Source organism: Syntrophomonas wolfei subsp. methylbutyratica (assembly GCF_001570625.1).
In the GTDB taxonomy this organism is placed as follows: domain Bacteria; phylum Bacillota; class Syntrophomonadia; order Syntrophomonadales; family Syntrophomonadaceae; genus Syntrophomonas; species Syntrophomonas methylbutyratica.
Map to the genome: position 1 here is coordinate 316331 of NZ_BBQT01000001.1, position 22557 is coordinate 338887.

The 22557-nt window shown below is 47.0% G+C and carries 21 protein-coding genes; 8 read left to right on the top strand and 13 right to left on the bottom strand.

The genetic code is table 11. From position 1 onward, the window contains the following. Positions 1-10: 10 nt before the first annotated feature. The gene (locus tag AWB54_RS01385) at positions 11-2032 is read right to left on the bottom strand and encodes an RNA-binding domain-containing protein (protein WP_160328887.1); all 2022 of its coding nucleotides are present in this window, start codon (positions 2030-2032) and stop codon (positions 11-13) included. Positions 2033-2323: 291 nt separating this feature from the next. On the opposite strand from AWB54_RS01385, the gene AWB54_RS15845 reads away from it, so the two are divergent. Beyond that, a complete protein-coding gene (locus AWB54_RS15845; protein ID WP_160328888.1) occupies positions 2324-2476 on the top strand; it encodes a hypothetical protein in 153 nt (50 codons plus the stop codon). Between the two features lie 121 nt (positions 2477-2597). Here the strand turns inward: AWB54_RS15845 and AWB54_RS01390 are convergent, their stop codons facing one another. The 5 genes from AWB54_RS01390 to spoVT form a co-directional block, all read right to left on the bottom strand. Beyond that, positions 2598-2840 (bottom strand): RNA-binding S4 domain-containing protein, encoded by a 243-nt coding sequence (locus AWB54_RS01390; RefSeq protein ID WP_061212852.1) that lies wholly within the window; start codon positions 2838-2840, stop codon positions 2598-2600. 1 nt (position 2841) lies between these two features. After that, positions 2842-3114 carry an HU family DNA-binding protein gene (locus AWB54_RS01395; protein WP_061212853.1) on the bottom strand — a complete coding sequence of 91 codons (273 nt, stop codon included), beginning with the start codon at positions 3112-3114 and terminating at the stop codon, positions 2842-2844. A gap of 112 nt (positions 3115-3226) precedes the next feature. Continuing rightward, complete coding sequence (gene mazG, locus AWB54_RS01400) at positions 3227-3994, bottom strand: nucleoside triphosphate pyrophosphohydrolase (RefSeq protein ID WP_061212854.1); 768 nt, start codon at positions 3992-3994, stop codon at positions 3227-3229. 185 nt (positions 3995-4179) lie between these two features. Then, positions 4180-5733: a putative polysaccharide biosynthesis protein gene (locus AWB54_RS01405; RefSeq protein ID WP_061212855.1), complete on the bottom strand. Its 1554-nt coding sequence runs from the start codon at positions 5731-5733 to the stop codon at positions 4180-4182. A gap of 188 nt (positions 5734-5921) precedes the next feature. Then, positions 5922-6482 (bottom strand): stage V sporulation protein T, encoded by a 561-nt coding sequence (spoVT, locus tag AWB54_RS01410; protein WP_061212856.1) that lies wholly within the window; start codon positions 6480-6482, stop codon positions 5922-5924. Between the two features lie 286 nt (positions 6483-6768). Here spoVT and AWB54_RS01415 point away from each other — a divergent pair, with 286 nt between their 5' ends. The 7 genes from AWB54_RS01415 to AWB54_RS01445 all read left to right on the top strand — a co-directional run bounded on the left by AWB54_RS01415 (position 6769) and on the right by AWB54_RS01445 (position 14001). Next, on the top strand, positions 6769-7893 hold the full coding sequence (locus AWB54_RS01415) for a GerAB/ArcD/ProY family transporter (protein ID WP_061212857.1): 1125 nt from the start codon (positions 6769-6771) through the stop codon (positions 7891-7893). Positions 7894-7956: 63 nt separating this feature from the next. Further along, positions 7957-9513 (top strand): spore germination protein, encoded by a 1557-nt coding sequence (locus tag AWB54_RS01420; protein ID WP_061212858.1) that lies wholly within the window; start codon positions 7957-7959, stop codon positions 9511-9513. Positions 9514-9518: 5 nt separating this feature from the next. Continuing rightward, the gene (locus tag AWB54_RS01425; RefSeq protein WP_061212859.1) at positions 9519-10664 is read left to right on the top strand and encodes a Ger(x)C family spore germination protein; all 1146 of its coding nucleotides are present in this window, start codon (positions 9519-9521) and stop codon (positions 10662-10664) included. 464 nt (positions 10665-11128) lie between these two features. Then, positions 11129-11326 carry a hypothetical protein gene (locus AWB54_RS15140; protein WP_082735944.1) on the top strand — a complete coding sequence of 66 codons (198 nt, stop codon included), beginning with the start codon at positions 11129-11131 and terminating at the stop codon, positions 11324-11326. Positions 11327-11339: 13 nt separating this feature from the next. After that, the gene (locus tag AWB54_RS01435) at positions 11340-12479 is read left to right on the top strand and encodes a Ger(x)C family spore germination protein (RefSeq protein WP_061212861.1); all 1140 of its coding nucleotides are present in this window, start codon (positions 11340-11342) and stop codon (positions 12477-12479) included. A 93-nt stretch (positions 12480-12572) separates the two neighbouring features. Then, positions 12573-12806, top strand: a complete 234-nt coding sequence (locus AWB54_RS01440; protein ID WP_061212862.1) for a hypothetical protein — start codon at positions 12573-12575, stop codon at positions 12804-12806. Positions 12807-12906: 100 nt separating this feature from the next. Continuing rightward, positions 12907-14001, top strand: a complete 1095-nt coding sequence (locus AWB54_RS01445) for a GerAB/ArcD/ProY family transporter (RefSeq protein WP_061212863.1) — start codon at positions 12907-12909, stop codon at positions 13999-14001. Positions 14002-14004: 3 nt separating this feature from the next. Here AWB54_RS01445 and mfd read toward each other — a convergent pair whose 3' ends face one another. The 7 genes from mfd to AWB54_RS01475 form a co-directional block, all read right to left on the bottom strand. Continuing rightward, positions 14005-17220: a transcription-repair coupling factor gene (mfd, locus tag AWB54_RS01450; protein WP_235811053.1), complete on the bottom strand. Its 3216-nt coding sequence runs from the start codon at positions 17218-17220 to the stop codon at positions 14005-14007. 253 nt (positions 17221-17473) lie between these two features. Further along, the gene (locus AWB54_RS15850) at positions 17474-17638 is read right to left on the bottom strand and encodes a hypothetical protein (protein ID WP_160328889.1); all 165 of its coding nucleotides are present in this window, start codon (positions 17636-17638) and stop codon (positions 17474-17476) included. Between the two features lie 337 nt (positions 17639-17975). Next, positions 17976-18527, bottom strand: a complete 552-nt coding sequence (gene pth, locus AWB54_RS01455) for an aminoacyl-tRNA hydrolase (RefSeq protein WP_061212865.1) — start codon at positions 18525-18527, stop codon at positions 17976-17978. A gap of 21 nt (positions 18528-18548) precedes the next feature. Continuing rightward, the gene (locus tag AWB54_RS01460) at positions 18549-19181 is read right to left on the bottom strand and encodes a 50S ribosomal protein L25 (RefSeq protein WP_061212866.1); all 633 of its coding nucleotides are present in this window, start codon (positions 19179-19181) and stop codon (positions 18549-18551) included. Between the two features lie 45 nt (positions 19182-19226). Then, positions 19227-20180, bottom strand: coding sequence for a ribose-phosphate diphosphokinase (locus AWB54_RS01465; protein ID WP_061212867.1), 954 nt, complete (start codon positions 20178-20180; stop codon positions 19227-19229). Between the two features lie 68 nt (positions 20181-20248). After that, positions 20249-21598, bottom strand: coding sequence for a bifunctional UDP-N-acetylglucosamine diphosphorylase/glucosamine-1-phosphate N-acetyltransferase GlmU (gene glmU, locus AWB54_RS01470; protein ID WP_061212868.1), 1350 nt, complete (start codon positions 21596-21598; stop codon positions 20249-20251). 168 nt (positions 21599-21766) lie between these two features. Further along, the gene (locus AWB54_RS01475; RefSeq protein ID WP_061212869.1) at positions 21767-22543 is read right to left on the bottom strand and encodes a nucleotidyltransferase family protein; all 777 of its coding nucleotides are present in this window, start codon (positions 22541-22543) and stop codon (positions 21767-21769) included. Positions 22544-22557: the final 14 nt, after the last annotated feature.

The window sequence follows — 22557 nt, forward strand, 5'->3', positions numbered from 1 at the left end:
TAGAATATTATCATGTTCTGTCCAAATGCCTTAGCTCTTCTTGAAATCTTTTTTCTTCCGGCAATAAATCAATAGCTCTGTAATATGCGTTTTTCACATCTCCCATAGGTGCTTTCAACCATTTCAGCACCCTCCCCAAATCACGCCATGCCCATGCGTGACGCATAGGCGGGGCTTCCATTTGAATTACCCGTTCCAGTAAATCGCGGGCCTCCATTAATAAGCGACGATTTGTATCCCGCCGGTAATTATCTTTTCCGCTTCTGTTAATCCACAAATTACGAGCGATATCTATTTTCGTTTGAGCAAACTCATGCAAAGCCCGCACATCGGAAAGAACTGAATCACCGGCCCGTTCAAAATAATTGTGTGCCATCTTTTGATTTCCTAATCGACGAGCTAAAATCGCTGCATCAAAAGCATCAGCCGATGACAATAAAGTCGGTAATTGTTTCATTAAGGCTTTTGCTTTTTCAGTTTGTTTTTGATCCACATATACATTTACCAAGGTATTTAAGACATAAGGATATGCACTTTTTGAGCCTTCTGATTTAAAAGCTTCAAATACATCTTCTGCTTTTTGCAGGTTTTGATTCTCTCCATAAATACGCATTAATTCAGCACTTAACATGGCCGAACCTGGAAGGAAGCGCCACGCTTCTTCAACTCTATTGACAGCTTCTTTGTTTTTTCCCAATGCGCGAAGATGCGCCGCGTCTCTAAGAGCAGTTATAGCTACATATTCCGGATGGGCGGGCAGAACAGCTCTAAAGTATGTTCTATCCGGATCAAATTCAAACCGTGGTTCGGGAGAACCATTTTGATTCATTACTGCAAAAACTTTTTTCAGCCCCGTTCCCCGACCCTCGGCAAGGCGCAATTCTTTCAGAAATTCACCGATTAACCGGTTGCGAGCAGGTACCGGTGGAATCGACGCGCCGGGTTTGAGATGCTCCGGCTGAATACCCGGTACCGGTCCGGGATAATTTATAACTTCCATACGATCGGGATACAAATATATTTTTATCGGTTCGTAGACACCTTCGTAACTCCTGTGATAAACAGCGTTTACTAAGGTTTCTCTAAGGGCGGGGATCGGATAACTCACCCAGCCCCGTATACGAAATGAGTCATCCTGTTTCTCCAGGTGTTGAGTTGAAATATTCTCAAGATATCTTAAACCATCGCGAATTTGTTCATGAATACCCCCGCGAAATATCCTTTCTTCCTGAACATTTCCCGTAGCATCGGCAGAGAATTGAACAACTTCAATACGTACGCCGGGGAACCATTTTTCGGGATCATCTGAAAACAGAAGCAACCCTGCATTAACAGGAATATCATGACCATTGGCGCGCGCAGAAATTCTCATCCGTCTGTATATTTCAGCCGAATCCGGTTCATCCAATAAACCGCTTCGCACATCACGTAAAAATTCCCTTACTTTGACCTCACGCAGGTCTTCAATACGTGCATCCTGGGCTCTACGACTATCGAAAGGAACACGCGCAGTAAGCTGGAGAAGCTGCTGCAACATGCCATTTTTTTCTGCATCAACAGTCTCCGAGCCTATTCTTATCCAGTACTTCTTTTCACCCCTTGGCCCATCAGGAGCCCGGTGCGGCCGGACATCACTGCCTGGCACCCATAGTACCAGAATCATCCTGTCATCCAAGACTTCCGGAGAAAATACCGGTTGGTATTCCGGGTCAATACGATTACAATTGCCGCGAATCCATCTTTGAATATGATCAATCTGTTCCGGCATTATTCCTTTGGGGGGCATAATTGCGACACCGTTCTCTTCTTCGACTCCAATGATTATATATCCACCATTTAAATTATGAAGATCATTGGAGAATGCACATATGGTCTTTAGGACTTGATAACCTGTAGTGTCTTCATCCCAACCACCTTTAAACTCTACGCGAGCCGATTCAACTGAACGAAAAAATATTATATCATTTATGTTTATCGGAAGAATAGACCTCATCGCTAATCTCCTTAAAGTAATCGGAACCAATATAAGCAATACCACTTTCTATTTAATAAGAGTACCATATTATAAATTGATGCCTGCAAAAAGTCATCTTTCAAAATTAACACCGCCATATCTAGTATAATGGTGAGGTTTTGAATCCCCTATGTAGCGTTGAGTATACCTGGAAACAGGTTTTTTGCAGTAGCATCTAAATTTAATATTATATTTTTGTCCTAACCTGATGCCAAATATGACTTAATTAAAATAATATACTATCATAATATAGTAAGGTCAACCTACGAAAACCCCCTTCTTTCGCATTATCTGACCAGATTGAATGTTTTGAAGCGCCGGGATCTCTCCTGTCGAGAAATCAGCGGGGTTAAATTTGAAGGTAATGGTTACAGATTTACTAAAGCTATAGCTGGATTTACCATCAACAGTGAAATTATAGATATTGCTGCCAGCATTGAACCCGGATGGATATCTGGATAAAATATATTGAAAAAGTGATAGTAAGAAGGTAATGTTTTCCCCACTAAATTTAAGAGGGGCTATGCTGAAAATTGAAGTTTCAACACAGCCCCTTTAACCCCGTCCCTTCATCAAGCTCAACTCATTCAATAATTCGGTAAAGATTCCCGGCATCTGCTGCCTTTATATTTTCCTTAATATCCAGAACCTCATAAACAAGCGTTTTCTCTCCCATACGCAGGGTAATTATATCCCCAATCTTTACTTCACTGGATGGCTTGGCTACCCTGCCGTTTAGCAAAGCCCTCTCGCTCTCAGCAAAATCCTTGGCCAGGGTTCGCCGCTTAATTATCCGTGATACTTTTAGATACTTGTCCAAACGCATTTTAGCCCAGAGCGTCTTTTAGTGCTTTGCCTGCTTTAAAGGCAGGAACTTTAGTAGCCGGGATGTTGATTTCCTCCCCGGTTTGCGGATTTCTTCCCTTCCTGGCCTGTCTGGCTCTTACTTCAAAGGTGCCAAAGCCTATTAATTGAACTTTATCATCCGCTTTTAAAGCCCCTTCGACTGTATTGAAGAAAGCATTTACTACTTTCTCCACATCTTTTTTGGTCATCCCGGTTTTTGCTGCTACCTGACCTACTAATTCCGTCTTATTCAAGAAGCTATCCCTCCTCTTTTGTATTTGGCATATTGTGGCTATTCGCCGCTTCTTTACGATTTCCTTCTTCTTGAGAAAAAATCTTGTATTTGTAGGGCTACTTTCCGGAATATCATAATCCTTTGGTCTTGGCTTCGTCCCAAATTTGATCTAATTCCTCCAGCCCATAATCGGCAAAATCCTTCCCTTCCGCCCTTATCTTTTTTTCAATGTAATTAAACCGAGCGGCAAACTTATCATTGCAGGACTGCAGCGCTTCTTCCGGATCTATGTTTTTAAGGCGGGCTACATTTACCAGGGCAAAAAACACATCCCCCATTTCTTCTTTGATCTCTTCCGGCTTAGCGGCAACTACGAGTTCCTCAACTTCCTCCTTGAATTTTTCCAGGGCTCCTTCTGCCCCGGGCCAGTCAAAACCTACCCGGGCAGCTTTTTCTTGCATTTTTTCCGCCCGCATCAAGGCCGGTAAGATAGCGGGAATACCCTCCAGCAGATATTTTTTGCCTTCTTTTTTCTTAAAATCTTCCCAATGAGCCATAACCTCATCACTGCTTTTCAGGTCCATATGGCTGAATACATGAGGATGGCGGGCAATCATTTTTTCCTTGACTGTATCAGCCACTCCGGCGAAATCGAAATGGCCCTCCCGCTCCGCCAGGGCGGCATGGAATACTACTTGCAATAGTAAGTCTCCCAATTCCTCCCTTAATTTATGCATATCCTGCATTTTGATGGCTTCAATTACCTCATAGCTTTCCTCAATCAGATATCTCTGCAGGGATTCATGGGTTTGTTCGCGATCCCAGGGACAGCCATCAGGTGCCAGAAGCCGATCCATTACTTCCAGCAGTGCATCTATTGCTTGTCCGTTTTTACTCAAAATATCACCTCCACTGGGTGTCAAGGGGACGGTCCTTTTGACACCGTAACCCCTAAACCTTACCCCTTACTCCTTACTTTTCTCACTAACCACCCATCATACCGACTGTTCTGTCAGGCAAAAGAACCGTACTCATGCCTGTGCCACGACCTGGCTCGGTCGCTCCCGCCCCCTTGCCTTGCCTCCTACCCCCCGCCGCTTAAACGCTTCAACATATTTATATCCAATTCTCTAATTAAAAATAGCAGTATTCCATAGAGCAAAACTCCCAGGGAAATAGCCATAAGGGTGGCCAGGTGCGATCTGATATCGGCTGCCACCAGGGTTGTATAGGAGAATTGTACGGCTAAAGCCATCAAGACGGTAACCAGGCTTATCTTCAGCATTCGACCCTTTTCATAGCTGATCCCGGTAAGCTTTCTTAGATAGACAATGTTGAGAAAAGAACCGATAAGGAAGGCCAACACGGTTCCAATAGCGGCCCCTTTTATGTTCAGCATCGGAATGCCGGTAAGGCTGTAGTTGAAAATAACCTTAAAAACGCCGGTGATAATCAGGTTGCGCATGGCAATCTGCGGCTTGCCTATGCCCTGCAGGCCAGCACTGGATAGCTGGAAAGCCGCTAGAACTATACAGGAGAAAGCCAGGGGTTCAAGGGGTACCCCAGCTGAGGGGGTGGCATAGAGCAAATCGCAAATCGGAAAGGCCAGGACATAAAGCCCGGCGGCACAGGGCAAAGAAATAATCATTCCGGCCCGGAAGCCATAATTCAGACGATCATTTAAAAGCTTGCGCTCATTGCGGGCCAGGGCTTCCGCTACTGCCGGCACCAGGCTGGTGGCTATGGAAATGGTAAATATGGTGGGAAGGCTGATCAGGACAGCGGCCATTCCCGCCAGTTCACCATAGAGGGCGGTAGCCTGGGAAGTGGCATAGCCGGTGGCCATCAAGCGCCCGGGGACGATAATGGCGTCCAGCATCTGTACCAGGGGAAGTACCACCGCTCCAAAGGAAACCGGAATGGCCAGGCGCACCATTTCCCGGCCCAGCTCACCAGAACTGCTTCCTGAATAGGCCAGCATTTCCCCGGAGCGTCTTTGCGCCTTGCGGAAAGAATAATAATAGCCGAGCAGGACCAGCAACCCTATTATGCCCCCCACTACCGCGCCAAAGGTGGCGCCTGCCGCCGCATATTCCAGCCCGCGGGGAAAAAGCAAAAAGGCCAGGATTAAAACCGCCGTAACCCGAAATAATTGTTCTATAACCTGGGAAACCGCTGTGGGGATCATGGACTGATGTCCCTGGAAATAACCTCGGAAAACCGACATCAAACCGGCGAAGAATATGGCAGGAGCCACGGCCAGAATAGGGTAATAGGCCCGGGGTTCTTTTAATACCGAATTGGCTATAAAGGAGGCCGATTGCATGACCAGCAGGGTAAGCAAGAGTCCAAAAACCAGTAGTATCAAAAGTGAGACCCGAAAAATCTTCCGGCTATCCCCGGAATAGCCCTGGGTTTCCTTGCGCGAAACCAGCACCGATATGGCTACGGGAACTCCGGCAGTGGCCAGGGAAAGAATGGTGGTATAGATGGGGTAGGCCATTTGATACAGCCCCATTCCTTCACCGCCAATCAAACGGGCCAGGGGAATACGATAAATAGCTCCCATTATTTTGCTGATGGCTCCAGCAATACTGAGAACCATGGCCCCTTTTAGAAAGTTTTGCTTCTCTTGCATCTATACCCTCCCTGTTTCATGAGCTTTATTATAACACAGTGCATATTGGCAGAATTAGCATACAGAATTTTAATTTTTGACTTTACTTCAGGATTAGTAGAAACCGTCCCCATGATATATACCCCTGTCCTCAGCAAAAAAAAGCGATCTTGCTTAATCAAGACCGCTTCTTGCTTGAATCCTATGAATTACTGCTCCATCTGTTTGGCCAGGAATCCGGCGGCGGTTTCCGCCAGCTTTACTTCCATATCCCCCATCTTGACGGCTTCCTTGCTTACTATGATAACGGCACCGATGGGATCTCCTTGAGTAATTATCGGAGCAATTACTTGTGCTTTGATGGTATATTCCCGGTCATCATTCTGAATAACATGCAGGTTGTCGTCATCCGGAGCATCCAGGTCATTCATGATCAGGGTGCTTCTTTCCTCAATAGCTCTCTCTACTGCTTTGCCGATAGCTTTACTTAAGAACTCTCTTTTATTGGCTCCGGCTACGGCAATAATCACATCCCGGTCAGCTATCATAGAGATATGACCAATGGTTTCGTTTAGCGAGTCCGCATACTCTTTAGCAAAATCCCCCAGCTCTCCTATGGGTGAATATTTCTTTAAAATAACCTCACCTTCACGATCAACGAAAATTTCCAGAGGGTCTCCCTCGCGAATGCGTAATGTCCTGCGGATTTCCTTGGGAATAACAACCCTTCCCAGGTCGTCAATGCGGCGTACAATTCCGGTTGCTTTCAATTTACTCTATCCCTCCTTTTCAAGAGTTATTTGGATTCTTAATTTCTTTTTCATTGATAGTATATAACTCAAAATACCCTTTTATTCACTTTTTACCATCAAGCTGCGAAAAAATTGTGTGCAAAGTTTTCCCTATGAGTTATAAAAAGTTTCTGTTGCCATATTTAACATCATGGTGCCACTGCAAAAAACCTGTTCCCGGGTATACTCAACGCTACTTGACACCGTATCTTAACTGTCATAGTGGTTAAACTATTAAGAAGAAATATGGGGAGCTGTTTTTTTTGTGTTTAGAATAAGCCATTTTCAACTGTACTGTATACTACTGCTGCTGGTAGGGCCGGTTGCTTTCCTGGAAACGCCCAATATATTGATAATTCACCTGGGCTGCAATGCCTGGCTGGCGGCGATTGGCACTATCGTACCAGGTATTTTGTTGGCAGCTATGTTCCAATACATTATTAAAAAGAGCAGCCAGCCTTTTCCCCTGCTCCTGGAAGAACACCTGGGGAAAATACTGGGGAAATTTTTGGGGTTCTTATACATCCTGGCCTTTCTCCTGGCCAGCAGTTTTACCCTGCGCCTTTTTGTGGATTTCATAGTAACCAATGTCCTCCCTCAAACCCCGATCAGCGTGTTTATAGGAGTACTCTTGCTGGTGGGCTTTGTGGCTATTAAAAGCGGGCTGGAAAACCTGGCCCGCTGCTGTGAACTGGTTACCCTCCTGGGATTACCCTTTGCTTTTCTCATTTTTCTAGCAGCCATTATAGAAAACTGGAACCCCGGGAATCTTCTTCCTTTTGCTTATATGGATTTAACTTCTTTTAGCCTGGGGCTATTATCCTGCAGTTACGTCCTGGGTAAGATGCTGCCGATATTAAGCCTGGCCTTTTTTTGTCCCCGCCAGGAAAAGATCCGCCAGGTCATGTTTTTGGTAATCTCTACCTATGTCGCTCTTATGTTGGCTACCACCCTGGCCACGCTGATGACGCTGGACATAAGCATGTCCAACATTGCTACTTTCCCTACTTTCTCTACCATCCGTTTGTTACATATTGCTGACTTTATCCAAAATATAGATATTGTCTTTATCGGCATCTGGATAATGGGCGTATTCGGCTCAGTTACCATCCCCTGGTTTATGGCCTGCTACACTGCCCAGCAGCTTTTCGCTTTAAAAGACTACCGCTTTTTGGCTGCTCCTTCTTCTCTTATCATTGGTGTTTTTTCCATATTGATGGGCAAAAACATTTTGGAACTCCTGGCAGTCAGCATGCATATTATTCCGCTGCTATATTCCTTTGTCTTTATACTGCTTCCTTTTTTGCTCTTTCTCTTAACCCTTTTTAAACCATATCCTGAATCCGCAACATTGGCGGAGCCCGGCTCAAAAGCAGAAAGTTCTGCATAATTTGCCTCTTTTTCGTTTAAGCTAGTAAATGGAATCAAGATCTAGTATTTTTGGGGGATAAGAATGCGCTTTATTAAAAGCAAGAAGCCAGAAAAAATAGACATCCCTCCCGGCGAACTGGTAGAGCAAGCCCTTTCCCCGGTCTTACAGGATAACCGGGAAAAACTAAGGATTCTGCTGGCGGGCTGTTCCGATGTGGTAATGCGGGATTTTATGCTCGCCAGCCATCCCCCTACCCCGGGCTTGCTGCTCTATTTTGACGGGCTGGTGGATAAAGAACAAGTAGCGCTGCACCTCTTGCAACCACTGTTGACGGAACAGAACACTGGAGATAGCTCAGAAAATTTATCCCCGGATGAGATGTTAAAGCGGGTTCAATACCGCATCCTCTCCATCAGCGAAGTCAAGACCTTGAGCAACATTGAAGAGCTGCTGCATCATATCAGTTCCGGGGACACGGTATTATTAATAGACGGCTGTTCCTCAGGACTGGTAGCGGGTACCCGCTCCTGGCAAAGCCGGGCTATTCAAACCCCGGAAAATGAGATTACCATATATGGTCCCAAGGAGGGTCTCTCTGAAACCCTGCGCTTTAATACCGCTTTGTTACGGCGCCGGATTAAGTCCACTAATTTCAAAATAGAAAATATGGTCATTGGTAAATTAAGCAAAACAGATGTAGCCCTTTTTTACATTGAACATATTGCCCCCCGCCCTATGGTGGAGGAGCTGAAAAAGCGCCTTGAAGCTATAGATATTGACGCTGTCCTGGATCCCCGCTACCTGGTTGAGTTTGTGGCTGATGAGAAAAGAAGCATTTTCACCCAGGAGCAGTATACGGAAAAACCGGACCGGCTCTGCGGCTATCTCCTCGAAGGCCGTATAGCTGTTATGGTTGACGGCTCACCCATGGCCCTTATCGTACCGGTTTCCTTTTTGGAGTATTTGATATCCCCGGAAGACTATTATATCAACTATATCGCCGCTTCCCTGTTTCGCCTGCTGCGTCTGGGGGCTTTTGCCATAGCTCTCTTGCTCCCATCTTTGTATGTGGCCGTTATAACCTACCACCATGAAATGGTGCCCACCCCATTGTTATTGACCCTGGCCGCCACCCGCCAGGGAGTGCCTTTCCCGGCTTTTGTAGAGGCGCTTTTACTGGACCTGACCTTTGAGCTATTGCGCGAGGCCGGGCTGCGCCTGCCCCGGGCGGTGGGCCCGGCGGTCAGTATCGTTGGGGCGTTGATAATCGGTGATGCTGCAGTAAGGGCAGGCCTGGTTTCCACTCCTATGGTGGTGATTATTGCCGCTACCGGTATCGCTTCTTTCGCTTCCCCCTCGTATAATGCCGGAATTATTATCCGTATCGCCCGTTTTGCTTTTCTGATAGCTTCCGGTCTCCTGGGATTCCTGGGGATAATGATCGCTCTTATACTGTTGTTTGTCCGGATGGCTTCCCTATCCTCCCTGGGTCTGCCTTACCTGGCACCTCTGGCTCCGTTCAACTGGCAACAGCTCGGCGATATCTTTATCCGCCGCCCCTGGTTTGAAAACCGGAAGCGCCCTTATCTGGAAGGGATGGAAAACCAGTGGCGTCAGGGAAAAAGTACGGGAGGGTAGTTCAGATGAAGAGAGCATTCTTGCTGCTATTTTTGCTGCTGCTTGGCTTCAACCCCGGCTGTGGGATAACTGAATTGGACAAAGCCTCAATACCTCTGGGCCTGGGGGTCGATGTGGACGGTGAGCAAATAGTGGTAAGTACTGAACTGGCCAGTCCCATAAGTCCTGAAGAAACAGAATCTACATCCGACCCAGCCTTTTATGTAATCTCGGGGCGGGGGCCAAGCGTAGTGGAAGCGGCCCGCCAGATAACCCTGCAAATACCGCGCAATCCCTTGTGGAGTCATACCAATACCATGATAATCGGAGAAAAGCTGGCCCGTCAGGATATGGCTCTTTTTATGGATTTTTTATCCCGCAACCGTCATGTGCGTAAGAACATCCCGGTATTTGTAAGCAGTCAAAGTACGCCGGAAGAAATTCTATCAGTAAAACCGCCCATTGAGCCTCATCCCTCCATAGCCATCAAAAATATCCTGAACTTGCAGGAGAAACAAGTGGGAATTTATGTGCCTATCGACCTTAAAGAAATGGAATTCCGCTTCCTTAGCCCGGGGATTGAACCCCTGGTCCCTCAAGTTAGTATCCTGGAGAGTAATACGGGTAAGCGACTTTGCCTGGAGGGGGCGGCCGTTTTCCGGGGCCGGAAAATGGTAGGTTCCTTCAACGAAATGGAAAGCCGGGGCTACCGCTGGATGAGTCCGCGGAGGATTCAAGGCGGTCTTTTCCTGGTACCCTCCCCGCTTCATTCCGGCAAGCTTATTAGTCTGGAATTGTCCCGCTCCCTGGCCCAAATTACTCCAAAACTGCAAGAGGGAGCCATTATTATGCGCATTGAGATAAAAGCGGAGGGGAATTTTTACGAACAAAACGAAGCCGGGGAATTATTTACCCGGGAAAGGTTTCAAGCGATTGAGGAACTGGCCAATCAGGAAATCAAGCGACAGATCCTCCTCTCTATTGATAAGGCCCAGGAATTAAATAGTGATGTTTTTGGCTGGGGCCAGATGATAAAACAGAATTATCCCCAACAATGGGGGGAGATGGAGGGTAATTGGGAGGAGCTTTTTCCCACGGTGGATAAGCAGATAAAGGTGGATTTTTCCTTGCGGCGAAGTTATTTGGCCGACAAATCCTTTAATTTCCAGTAGCCTGGCGCGCAAAATGAAATCTATGTTTGATGTCACTGCAAAAAGTTATAAATATGCATTAGCGTGCATAAATATACCGCTCAGCTCCCTTAATTGCGACCGAAGAGAGCATCAGAAGTGCCCGAAAGGGTGCTACCTCAATAGCGACACCCGAAGGGTGCAGTGGTACCCGCAACCTTAATAGTGACATCCGAAGGATGGAACACCAGGAGTACCCGAAGGGTGCAGGGTGCTGCATTAAAAGCCACCGAAGGGTGTGGGGGGAACGACCCCCGTGTCGTTCTGAATCAGGCTTCGCCGGCGCTTTGTATATTTATGCAAAAACCCTTATGCAATAAAAAGGGTTTTTGCAAGGGTATAAGTTTTAACCCGCTTACTGCGTAGCTGCGGCATATTGAATAGCATCTGAAATTGCCTTGTACACGCTATTAAACTGAATCAATGACAGGGGTTGCTAAGATTCTATGGTATGGCTATTGTTTGCGATTTATTTTGCCATAATCTATATCGAAGTTCCCGGGCTGCTTCGGGGAAAAATGTACCGGGAGCTGGGCCTGTTCACCGCGGTTCTGTCTCTGGGAATTTACCTTTCCCTCAGCCAGTTTTACGGCTGGCATATTTTCAATCCTTTTGCACCCTGGATTGAGGTTCTTATGCCTTGATAAGGAGGTAATCATGCCAAGACGCCTGCTTTTATTTATCGTTATATTTCTTCTTCCCAGCTGCAGCGCCTGCTGGGATATACGGGAACTTAATAATTCCGCAGTTTGTACCGGTGCCGGAGTAGAGCTTTCCCGGGAAGGAAAATTTATCTTTTCCGGCCAGATGGTAAAGCCCAGTGCCCCCAGCGAAAGCGGGACCCAGACTTCAACCGCCGTGGTATTGTCAGCCAGCGGTTCCGGGGTAGCGGATGCGGCCCGCCGCTTTATGCTCTCCCTGTCTCGCTTTCCCGAATGGTCCTCGATCAGTACCTTTGTAATCGGGGAAGAGCTGGCCCGGGAGGATCTGGCCTTATTGGTGGATTTCCTGCTGCGCAACCGCAATCCCCGCCCTACTGTCAATCTGGTACTGAGCAGGGGCTGCACCCCGGAGGAAGTCTTGTCGCTTCCTATGCCTTTAAGTCCCTATTCCGGCAAGGGTCTGGAAACTATCCTGGATCTGCAGGAAAAGCAACTGGGCATCTATGTTCCCACCAATGTGCATGAATTTATTCATAAATTAACCACAGCAGGAATTGAACCGGTTGTTCCCCAGGTGAGCATAGAAGAAAAAAAATTGTTCATCAGCGGTACGGCTGTTTTTAAAGGGCGCCGCATAGTGGGATCACTTAATGAAACAGAAAGCCGGGGTTACCGCTGGATGAATGCTCGCAGTTTCAATGGGGGGATAATAGACCTGGGATCTCCCCAAAATCCCAGCGAGTTGGTAAGCCTGGAGGTTAAGCAATTTACCGGCAAAACTACCCCGAAACTGGAGCAGGATCAGCTAAAAATGAAAGTTACCATCCGGGCTGAGCTAGTCTTCTACGAAAAAAGTAAAAGCGGTGAGCTCCTAACCTTATCGTGGAAAGAGGAAATGGAAAGACTGGCGGCCCAGAAAATAAAACAGGAAATTTCCGCTTGTATCAAAAAATCACAACTCCTGGGCAGTGATATTCTGGGCTGGGGTTATATTTTGCAAAAACACGAGCCCCAGCTTTGGGAGAGCTTCTCAGCTAACTGGGACGATTTTTTCCCAACAATAGAAAGTGATATTGAGGTGGAAACTCTGATAGTGAACAGCATGCTCAGCCAAAAAAGTTTCCGTTTTCGCTAAAGGGATTAGAAAAGTGGGGAGTAGGGGGTGAAAGCTCTATTTTCTTACTAATAATGAATATATTGCCACGCGGATTATGGAGGAAAACTACTGATGTATTACAACCTGATTCTAAGCATAGTTTTATTTTTTCTTCTTTTTTTGCTGCGGGAGGGGCGTTCCTGGTTGAAAAACCCCCTGGGGATTGAATACTGCTGCGCGGTATTACTCTTTCTCTTGTCCCTTGCCTATACCTTAGATCTGGTGCAGGGTTGGCACTTGATGCCCAACCCGGGGGCAATTTTTGCGAAACTAAAACCGCTTTCCGATTTATTGGAAATTATATGAGGGAGCGCCCTGGCAGCCGGAAGAACCGTCCCCGTGGCTGCTTACAGGCAAGAGAACCGTCCCCTTGCCTGCTCCCCCTCACTTATTAAAGGAGATGCTGATGGAAAATAAAACTCTTTCCTCCCAACAGATTGCTTTTATGATTTTTCTTTTTTTAACCGGCAGTTCACTCGTTTATATACCGGAAATAGCAGCCAGACAGTCGGCCTGGATAGCCTGCCTTTTAGCTTCGCTGATAGGTGTTTATATCATTATCATACTGCTGGCGCTCTTCACTCGTTTTCCAGATATGAGTATTACCCGCATTAGTGAATTGTTATTAGGGAAAATTGCTGGCTCCGTCTTAAATATTTTACTCTTTTTCAGTCTTTTTCTTATTGCCCAGGGTCTGCTTTACAATCTATGCCTCTTGCTAGGTATCATTTACCCAACTGTTTGCAGCTTTATCCACCGTTCACTGGTTCTTTTCTCTGCGGCTTACTGTATTTACCGGGGGCCTGCTGCGCTTGGTCGTTTATGTGAATCATTTATCGGCCTTATCCTCTTCTTTTTCCTGCTGGGCATTACTGCATCTTTTCCGATAATGGATTTGAGCGAACTGAAACCGCTTTGGCCGGAATGGAAGCCCTTGCTTTCCGGCGTCTTTTTCGTGGCTGACTGGCCCTTCGCACAACTGCTAATCCTGGCTTTCTTTTTTCCCCTGGTGCAGGGATTGAAAGAAAAGAAAAAGGCTTTTATAGGCTGGTACCTGCTGGCGGTTGCCATACTGATCTTTGAAGATCTGCAGGTGATATCCATTCTGGGCCAGGAATTGGCTGAGATATCCCGTTTTCCTCTTTTGAAAGTGAATCGCCTGACTGGCTTCGGTGAATTCCGACGGGTGGAGCTCTTTTTCTTTATCCTCTGGTTCATTGTCGGCTTTACTGCCCTGACTGTCTATTATCAAGGTCTGGTTTTAAACCTGAAGGAACTCCTACGCTTGGAAAATCCTCGTCCCTTGATTCTTCCCCTGGGATTGTTTCTTATGGTATTTACTTCCTATATGTATCCCAGCGATTTAAACTATATCACTACCCGGCTTCGCTACGTTCCTTTTTATACCATAAGCGTCAACCTCCTCTATCTCACTATAATCTTTATCGCTGCCAGTTTGTCCAAGCGACGGCTTAGCAGGCATAGTCGAGGGGAAGGGTGATTTTTACAACATTTGCAAAATCTCAGCCAGGGCTGGTAGTGAGCTGTTTTCATATTTTTGAATGATCAGGGTGTGGTCATTGACTCTCCTGATGCCCCGGAAACGCTCGGACAGGTTGCTGGGCAGGCGCTGCAGGGTCTGTATCTCTATCTGGCGGCCTTTGCGGCGCAGGGACTTTATCTCTTTGTCCCGGGCCAGTAGACGCAGTACGGCTATTTGCAAAAAGTTCTCCACTGCCTGGGGCAGGGGGCCGAAACGATCCCGGATTTCTTCCCGGATTTCTTCCACTTCTTCCTGGCTGCCGGCCAGCAAGAGACGGCGATATATTCTCATCTTGCTGCCGGAGTCAGGGATATAGCTTTCAGGAATATAATAATCGATGTCGATATCCAGCTGGGGATCTACCCTGCTTTCCTGAACTTGCTCGCCCTTTAAGCGACCGGTCTCTTGCTCCAGCAAGCGGCAATAGAGGTCAAAGCCCACGGCCTGGATATAGCCGTGCTGCTCTGCTCCCAGGATATTGCCGGCGCCTCTGATTTCCAAATCCCGCAAAGCAATTTTCATGCCGGAGCCCAGCTCATTGAATTCCCGAATGGCATTCAATCGTTTTTGCGAAGCTTCACTTACCACCCGGTCGGGACGGTAGGTAAGATAGGCATAGGCCAGGCGATTGGAGCGCCCCACCCTCCCCCGCAGCTGGTAGAGCTGAGCCAGGCCCATTTTATCCGCTTCATCCACTATTATGGTGTTGACATTGGGCATATCCAGGCCGGATTCTATAATGGTGGTGCAAAGAAATAGCGGGTATTTGCCGTTAACGAAATCCATCATTACCCGGGCGAGTTCATCTTCTTTCATCCGCCCGTGTCCTACCGCTATCTTTATGCCGGGAAAGAGTTCATCCAGCTGTTCCTTTACCCGGTAGATATCTTCGATACGATTGTGTACGAAGAAAACCTGTCCCTGGCGCTCGATTTCCTTCGTTACCGCCTCCACGATTATTTCTTCGTTATATTCGAGGACATAGGTGGTAATAGGGTAACGCTCGGGGGGAGGGGTCTCTATTACGCTGAGATCACGCAAGCCGGCAAGGGCCATGTGCAGGCTGCGGGGAATGGGGGTAGCGGAAAGGCTTATTACATCAACCAGTTCCTTTAAGGCCTTGATTTTTTCTTTTTGGGCTACTCCGAAGCGATGTTCTTCATCTACCACCAGAAGACCCAGGTCTTTGAATTTGACATCACGGGAAAGCAAGCGGTGGGTAGCGATTACGATATCCACCACCCCTTTTTGCAGATCCTCAACGATGCGCTTTTGCTCCGAGTTGCTGCGAAAACGGCTGAGCACCTCGATAACCGCCGGATAAGCAGCAAATCTTTCCGTAAAAGTCGAGAAGTGCTGTTCCGCCAGTACAGTGGTAGGAACTAATATGGCCACCTGCTTGCCATCCATAATGGCTTTGAAGGCTGCTCGCAAGAAGACTTCGGTTTTGCCGTAGCCCACATCGCCGCAAACCAGCCGGTCCATGGGCCGCCGGCTTTCCATGTCCTTTTTTACTTCATTAACAGCCTTGAGCTGGTCGGGAGTTTCCCGAAAAGGGAACTCATCCTCAAATTGACTCTGCCAGGGGGTGTCAGGGGAGAAGGCATAGCCTTCGCGGCTCTCCCGGTGGGCATAGAGCTGCAGGAGATCCTCTGCCAGGTCCTGAATTGATTCTGCTACCTTCTTCCGGGTTCTCTCCCAGGCGTGTCCCCCCAGCTTGTTTAAGCGGGGTTCCTTATCCCCGGAGCTGGTGTATTTATATAAGAGATCCACTTTTTCCAATGGCAGGTAAAGCCGGTCGGTTCCGGCATACTCCAGAAGGATATATTCCCGGGTAATCCCGCTGTTTTCTACCTGGCTTACTCCGCGAAATATGCCGATGCCATAGCTCTCGTGAACTACATAATCTCCGAGCTTGAGGTCTTCCAGCAGTATTCTTTCTTCTCCCTTGTGTTTAGGTTTTTTCCTGCTGGTAGGGCCGGCTTTTTTCCCCCAGATATCGCTTTCAGAGACCAGAGCAGCCTGCAGGGTGGAACTGCTAAAACCCTTTTCCACTACCTGGTCGAGATATGCTATCCCGGTGATGCCTTGTTCCGACAAATCCTGCTGTATCTGCTCCCGGGCTACCCGGCTTTTTACCGCCAATATAACCTTTAATCCTTTACCCTGCCATTCTTTTATCCGGGCAAAGAGGGTTTCATACTGCCGGTAGAAAGGCTCCATTTCCTTCTGGGAAATATGCTGCAGTGAAGCTACCGCCACCTGGGGAATAGTGGAGGAAAAATAGGCATGATATATTACACTATGGGCTTCTATTTCTTTTTTAAGGTATTCACTATCCAGCAGCTTTATTTCTCGAATTATTTTGCCGTCCTTGCGGGCTTCTTTCAATGACTCCCGGTAACGGCGAGCACTGCGTTTAAATTGCTTATAAAACTCCCGGGGCTCGTCAAAAAATACACTGCTGCTTTCATCCAGGTAGGAAAAAATGCTGGCAGTCAATTCATCTCCGTAAAGTTCATCGGCGGGTAAAATCTTCACTTGTCCTTCGTCTTTACCTAATCTTCTCTGGCTGTTTATATCAAAACGATGTATGGATTCGATGAGCTCACCGAAAAATTCTACCCGGCAGGGGTCTTTGTGGCCGAGGGGAAAAATATCTATTATGCCGCCACGAACGGCAAATTCCCCTTGCCGGCTGACGGTATCCACGCGCCGGTAACCTCCGTTCACCAGCTTCTTCAGAATTTCGCGCTGCTCCTTTTCCTTTCCCTGCTGCAGCAAGAGGCTGCTATCTCTCATGGCTGAGGGAGTTGGCAATGGGTAGATTAAAGAACCGGGGGTAGCAATAATAATGGCGCTTTGGCGGGGATGATCCAGGCAGTGCTGCAGGCTTAGAATTCTTCCTACCTCAAGCGTGGATAAGTTTTCCTTCATAAATAAAAAATCACGAGCCAGAAACATGAATAGCCGCCCCGGCTCAATAAATGCTTGCAAATCGCGGGCCAGGTCATAGGCTTTCTCTTCCTCCGGCAGCAAGCAGAGTATTTTTCGATTTTGCTTTTTAAGTATTTCCGCCAGCATAAAGGCTTTAGCGCTTCCGGAAAGCCCGGTTAACAAAATGTTTTGCCTCTTTGACAAAACTCCGCACAGTAAATCCCAAAAATTCTCTTGCAAAAGCAAAAATCCTCCCCAAAGAAAATGGTGGACACCTAAAAAAGGCCCCCACTGCTGGCTAAATTTATAGTTGATTCCGCTGCAAAAAGTAATAATTATGCATTTGCTTGCATAAATATTCCGCTCGCAGTCTACGCATGAGCAACACCAACGGCTCGTCTCGCGGCTCAAGGGGTACCCGCAACTTTAACCGCGACTAACAGGAGCATCAGTGGTAACTGAAGGTAATTCATGCACTGTCCCCATGTCTCAGTTAATTATAATACTGCTTACCCCCCAGGGAAGCCGATTCCAATAATCCCATTTCCATAGCGCATTCTTCGCATATTCCCTTTACTTCTACGCTTCCATCCTGTCCTTCTGTTTCCACCGTGGAAAATACTTGCTCACAGTATTCACAGATGTAATAAATAGTCATATGCCTGCCCCGCCTTCCATCTTTTTATATATTTTCTCTTTTGAGGCAGGCAAATATACCTTTTTGATTCTACTGCAAAGTTTTTACTATTCATTAGCTTGCATAAATATACCGCGCTAATCTCCCATCCATGGTCACCAACCTTAATAGTGACACCTGCAGGGTGGAACACCAGGAGTACCCGCAGGGTGAAGCGCTCTCGCGACGTCCTGTCGCTCGCCCCCTTTCGCCTGCTCACCTTCGCCGGGTGCTGCATCCATGCTCCGCTAACGCTCGCTTTGTAAATTTATGCAAGCCTTATGCATCAAAAGGGGTTTTTACAGCAGAGTCTCCTTTTTCAATTGTACGCATTCATACAGGCATCTATTCCGCTTTTTATCCAGCACTCAATGGCACTGGCGGCTTTTTCTACTGCATCCTGCATGAGGGGTTTTTCGCTTTCGCTGAATTCACCCAGAACCCAATCAATGGCCCCTCCGGGGGGGCGGCCAATTCCGATTCTGATCCTGGGGAAATCGCGGCTCCCCAGGCTTTCACAAATGGATTGCATTCCTTTATGTCCCCCGGTACCGCCGGAGGCTCGTATTCTTACCGCACCCGGTGGTAAATCCATGTCATCGTAGACTACCAGCAACTCGGATAACTCCAGCTTGAACCAGTTAAATAAGGGTCGGACTGCTTTGCCGCTGAGATTCATAAAGGTCAGGGGTTTAACCAAAAGGAGCTTTTCCTGATTTATTCTCAAATGTCCAACAATAGCATCATAGCGGCTTTCTTCTTTTTCTATCCGGTGGCGCCTGGCCAGTTCCTCCAGTACCTTGAAGCCAATATTATGCCGGGTATGGCTATATTTCTTTCCCGGATTCCCCAGGCCCACAAGCATCTTCATCTCTATCCCCCAGTAGAATAGCTATTGCTCAGGCTTCTCTTCAGCCTCTTCTCCTTCGCCGGCTCCTTCTACACCTTCTTCTTCACCGGCAGTAGCCTTGGATGGAGCTAATATGGAAGCAATTACTGCCTCTGCCTCAGTTAAAATTTCCACCTCTGCAGGTACAATCAAGTCAGCTACATGCAAAGTGTCTCCTATTTCCAGGGAGGAGATATCGGCACTCAGGTATTCGGGCAAATCCTGGGGGAAACAAAGTACTTCCACTTCTTTTAAGCCCGCTTGCAGAATGCCTCCTTTTTTCATAACTTCTTCTTCGCCACCCAGCAAAACCCCTACATTACTATTAATTTTTTCATTTAAGTTTACACTGAGAAAATCAAGATGAATGAGCTGCCCGCTTACCGGGTTTCTCTGAATTTCTCTTATCAGGGTCATCATGGGTTGGCTTTCTCCTTCTATTTCGAGGGAAAAAATGCCTCTGGAGCCGTGTACATTAAAAATTCGGTTCAACTGTCTCTTCTCCAGGCTAATGGGTACAGCTTCTTCCCCTTTGCCGTAAATAACGGCCGGTACCTGCTCACTGCGTTTGAGCTGGTTGAGATAACCCCGGTTCTTAATCTCCCGTTTACGAGCATTTAACTTTTGACCTAACATTGGGACATCACCTCTTTTGAATTTTTAATCTTTTTAAACTGCTGTCTATTCCTCAAATAGTTTGCTTACCTCCAGGTCTTCATGGATACGCAAAATTGCTTCGCCTACCAGGGGCGCAATGGAAAGAATTATCATATTGGGCAACTTTTTGCTTTCGTCTATGGGAATGGTATTGGTAATTACTATTTCTTTCAGGGGGGCTCGCGATAACCTGTCCAAGGCCGGTCCGGAGAAGACCGCATGGGTACAGCAACTATATACATCCCGTGCTCCCTTTTCCAGCATGACCTCGGCTGCAGTACATAGCGTTCCTGCCGTATCAATAATGTCGTCTACAATTATTACTGATTTATCCTTCACTTCCCCTATTACATTCATTATCTCTGAAACATTGGGAGCCGGTCTTCTTTTATCAACTATGGCCAGGGGTGCCCGCAATTTTGTAGCCAGATCACGGGCTCGGGTAACGCCTCCGACATCGGGAGATACTACTACGGCATCTTCTTCCAATCCTTTGGTCTTGAAATACTCGGCCAGAGTGGGAACTCCGGGCAAGTGATCCACAGGAATATCATAAAAACCCTGGATCTGGGTAGCGTGAAGATCTACCGCTACCACGCGTTGAGCCCCTGCTTGTACAATCAGATTGGATACCAATTTTGCGGTTATGGGGTCGCGGGCTCGGCTTTTGCGATCCTGCCGGGCATAGCCATAGTAAGGAATAACCGCATTAATCCGTGTGGCTGACGCCCTCCTGAAAGCATCAATCATGATCAATAATTCCATAAGGTTCTCATTTACCGGGGTACAGGTTGGCTGAACAACGAAAACATCGACACCACGGACACTCTCATGGATGGCACAGCTTATTTCCCCATCAGAAAAACGCGAAACCCTTGCATCTCCAACTGGAATCCCCAGGTACCTGGCTATTTCTTCTGCCAGTTGAAGATTAGCATTACCGGAAAAGAGTTTCATCCTCCATCTGGATGCCTGCATAATATTTATACCTCCCGTTATGGATATAGCAAATTGAAGGGGTGTTATTCATTATCGCCGGATTCTAATCATCCCCTGCGGGGAAGGTGCTTCTGCCCGGCGCGCTCAACTGCCAGGGTATGGGGAGGAACATCGCGGCTGATGGTAGAACCCGCTCCCGTTATAGAATTCTCGCCTATTCTTACCGGAGCTACCAGGTTGGTGTTGCTCCCGATAAAAACTCTATCCTCCAGAACTGTTTGGTATTTATTCTTTCCATCATAATTGCAGGTTATGGTTCCAGCTCCAACATTGACTCCCTGCCCAATAGTTGCATCTCCTACATAACTTAGATGCGGTATCTTGCTTCCGCTTCCGATAGTGGATTTCTTAATTTCCACAAAATCCCCTACTTTAACTCCTTCCTGCAATGTTGTTTCCGGGCGAAGATAAGCAAAAGGACCAATGTTGCAACGGTCGGCTACCGAGGCCTGTATGAGCCGGGAGCTCTCTATCTTCACCTCATTGCCGATAATGGAGTCACTTATGCGGGTACCGGGTCCGATTTCACAGCGTTCACCTATTCTTGAATTTCCTTCAATAATGCTAAAGGGTAATATAATAGTATCATGTCCTATGAGAACATCGCTATCAATAAATGTAGATGCCGGGTCCATAAGGCTTACTCCACTTAACATTAGCTCCCGGTTCTTCCTCTGCCGCAGAATGTTCTCGGCCTGGACTAGCTGTACCCGGTCGTTAATTCCATAAATATCTTCTTCCCCATCACTGAGGAAAATACCTATTGATTCCTGCTGGTTTTTAAGCAACTCCAGGGCTTCGGTAAGATAGTATTCTCCCTGGGCATTACGGGTACTGGTACTGTGCAGAGCGGAAAACACCTTACGAGCAGAGAAACAATATATGCCGGAATTGATCTCTTTTATCCCTTTCTCCTCATCATTGGCATCTTTTTCTTCAATAATGCGTAAAAAAGCGCCCTGTTTATCGCGCAATATACGGCCATAGCCGGAAGGGTTCCGCATATTGACGCTGAGTACAGTGGCGGTGGCCTGCTTTTGCCGGTGGTTTTTAATCAGCTTCCGCAGGGTTTCAGCCTGTATTAAAGGAATATCTCCGGCCAAAACCAGGATAGTATCTTCCGGAGCTACCACGGCTTCAGCCTGCATCAGAGCATGCCCGGTTCCCAATTGCTCTTCCTGCAAAACAAAACGAATCTTTTCCCCGCTACAAATCTCTTGCACTATTTCCCGGCCGTGTCCCACTACTACTGCAATATCCTCAATACCCGCCTCTTTTACGGCCTTGATAACATGAAGGATAATAGGCTTGCCGGCCACCTTGTGTGCTACTTTGGGTAAATCCGACCGCATTCTTAAGCCTTTGCCTGCGGCAAGTATCACTGCGGAAAGTTTCACTTCACACCCACCCTTTAATTCTATACATAAGATGTTTTGCCCTATGAATAAATAGTTCTACATAAGCCCCGCTTATCCTGTTTGCCCAGTAAAAAAGTTAGCCTATACCAAACCCTAATCATAATTAATGCTTAAGAGACGGGTTTTGCTACTACCCATAAAAGTGATTTAAAGAGTAAGATCTAACAGGTATTTTTGGGCAATCTCCAGGTCGCTGGGTTTATCCACATCTACCCCCACCTCAGCATACGGGGAAATAATGGCTTTCCCCTTTATTCCCAATACCTTAAAGAACCTCTTTTCTGCCGCTGCAATGGAGAGGCGTCTGGTCAAATAGCGCCACATCAATCCAAAGCCAAATAAACTGGCTATGGCCAGGGGATTTTTCCTTCTTTCCACAATCTGTGAGGCCTTTTCCAAAACCTGATCAATAATCTCACTGCGTAAGATAAAGAGATTTCCTCCAGTAAACACTCCGTCCTTGAGTTTTACATAAGTACGCACTACGCCGGGGAATTTTAACTCATTTACCTCTCTGGAGGTTATAGCATAGAAGAAATCCGCTTCGTAATTCCGGCACTGATTAGCAAAATCATCTATGGCCGTGGTGGTGATAAAAGGAATATCCGTGGGAAGAACCAGCAAACGCTCGGTAGTACCCTTCTCCCGTAAAAGTTTTACTGCACAGGCCAGGCTTTCCACCGCGTTTTTCCCTCCCTCCACAAAAAACAGCTTTTCCTCACGGGCAAAAATATTGCGCAGGGCTTCGGTGGGTCCGCTAATGACAATATTCCTCACCTGGGAAGACTGGCGCAAGGCATTATAAACATAGTAGATCATGGGATACTTGCCTATTATTATCAAGGCCTCGTTATCATAGGGAGCAATCTTCTTCAGCTCGCTGCTGTTAACACCACCGGCAAGTATCACCGCATCATATTGCATGCAGGCACCTCCAT

Bases quoted from the DNA above. Each gene is read 5' to 3' on its own strand.
- AWB54_RS01390 (WP_061212852.1), bottom strand. From the start codon at position 2,840: ATGCGTTTGGACAAGTATCTAAAAGTATCACGGATAATTAAGCGGCGA.
- AWB54_RS01405 (WP_061212855.1), bottom strand. From the start codon at position 5,733: ATGCAAGAGAAGCAAAACTTTCTAAAAGGGGCCATGGTTCTCAGTATT.
- AWB54_RS01420 (WP_061212858.1), top strand. From the start codon at position 7,957: ATGCGCTTTATTAAAAGCAAGAAGCCAGAAAAAATAGACATCCCTCCC.
- AWB54_RS01425 (WP_061212859.1), top strand. From the start codon at position 9,519: ATGAAGAGAGCATTCTTGCTGCTATTTTTGCTGCTGCTTGGCTTCAAC.
- AWB54_RS15140 (WP_082735944.1), top strand. From the start codon at position 11,129: ATGGTATGGCTATTGTTTGCGATTTATTTTGCCATAATCTATATCGAA.
- AWB54_RS01435 (WP_061212861.1), top strand. From the start codon at position 11,340: ATGCCAAGACGCCTGCTTTTATTTATCGTTATATTTCTTCTTCCCAGC.
- AWB54_RS01440 (WP_061212862.1), top strand. From the start codon at position 12,573: ATGTATTACAACCTGATTCTAAGCATAGTTTTATTTTTTCTTCTTTTT.
- AWB54_RS01445 (WP_061212863.1), top strand. From the start codon at position 12,907: ATGGAAAATAAAACTCTTTCCTCCCAACAGATTGCTTTTATGATTTTT.
- AWB54_RS15850 (WP_160328889.1), bottom strand. From the start codon at position 17,638: ATGACTATTTATTACATCTGTGAATACTGTGAGCAAGTATTTTCCACG.
- pth (WP_061212865.1), bottom strand. From the start codon at position 18,527: ATGAAGATGCTTGTGGGCCTGGGGAATCCGGGAAAGAAATATAGCCAT.
- AWB54_RS01460 (WP_061212866.1), bottom strand. From the start codon at position 19,181: ATGTTAGGTCAAAAGTTAAATGCTCGTAAACGGGAGATTAAGAACCGG.
- AWB54_RS01465 (WP_061212867.1), bottom strand. From the start codon at position 20,180: ATGCAGGCATCCAGATGGAGGATGAAACTCTTTTCCGGTAATGCTAAT.
- AWB54_RS01475 (WP_061212869.1), bottom strand. From the start codon at position 22,543: ATGCAATATGATGCGGTGATACTTGCCGGTGGTGTTAACAGCAGCGAG.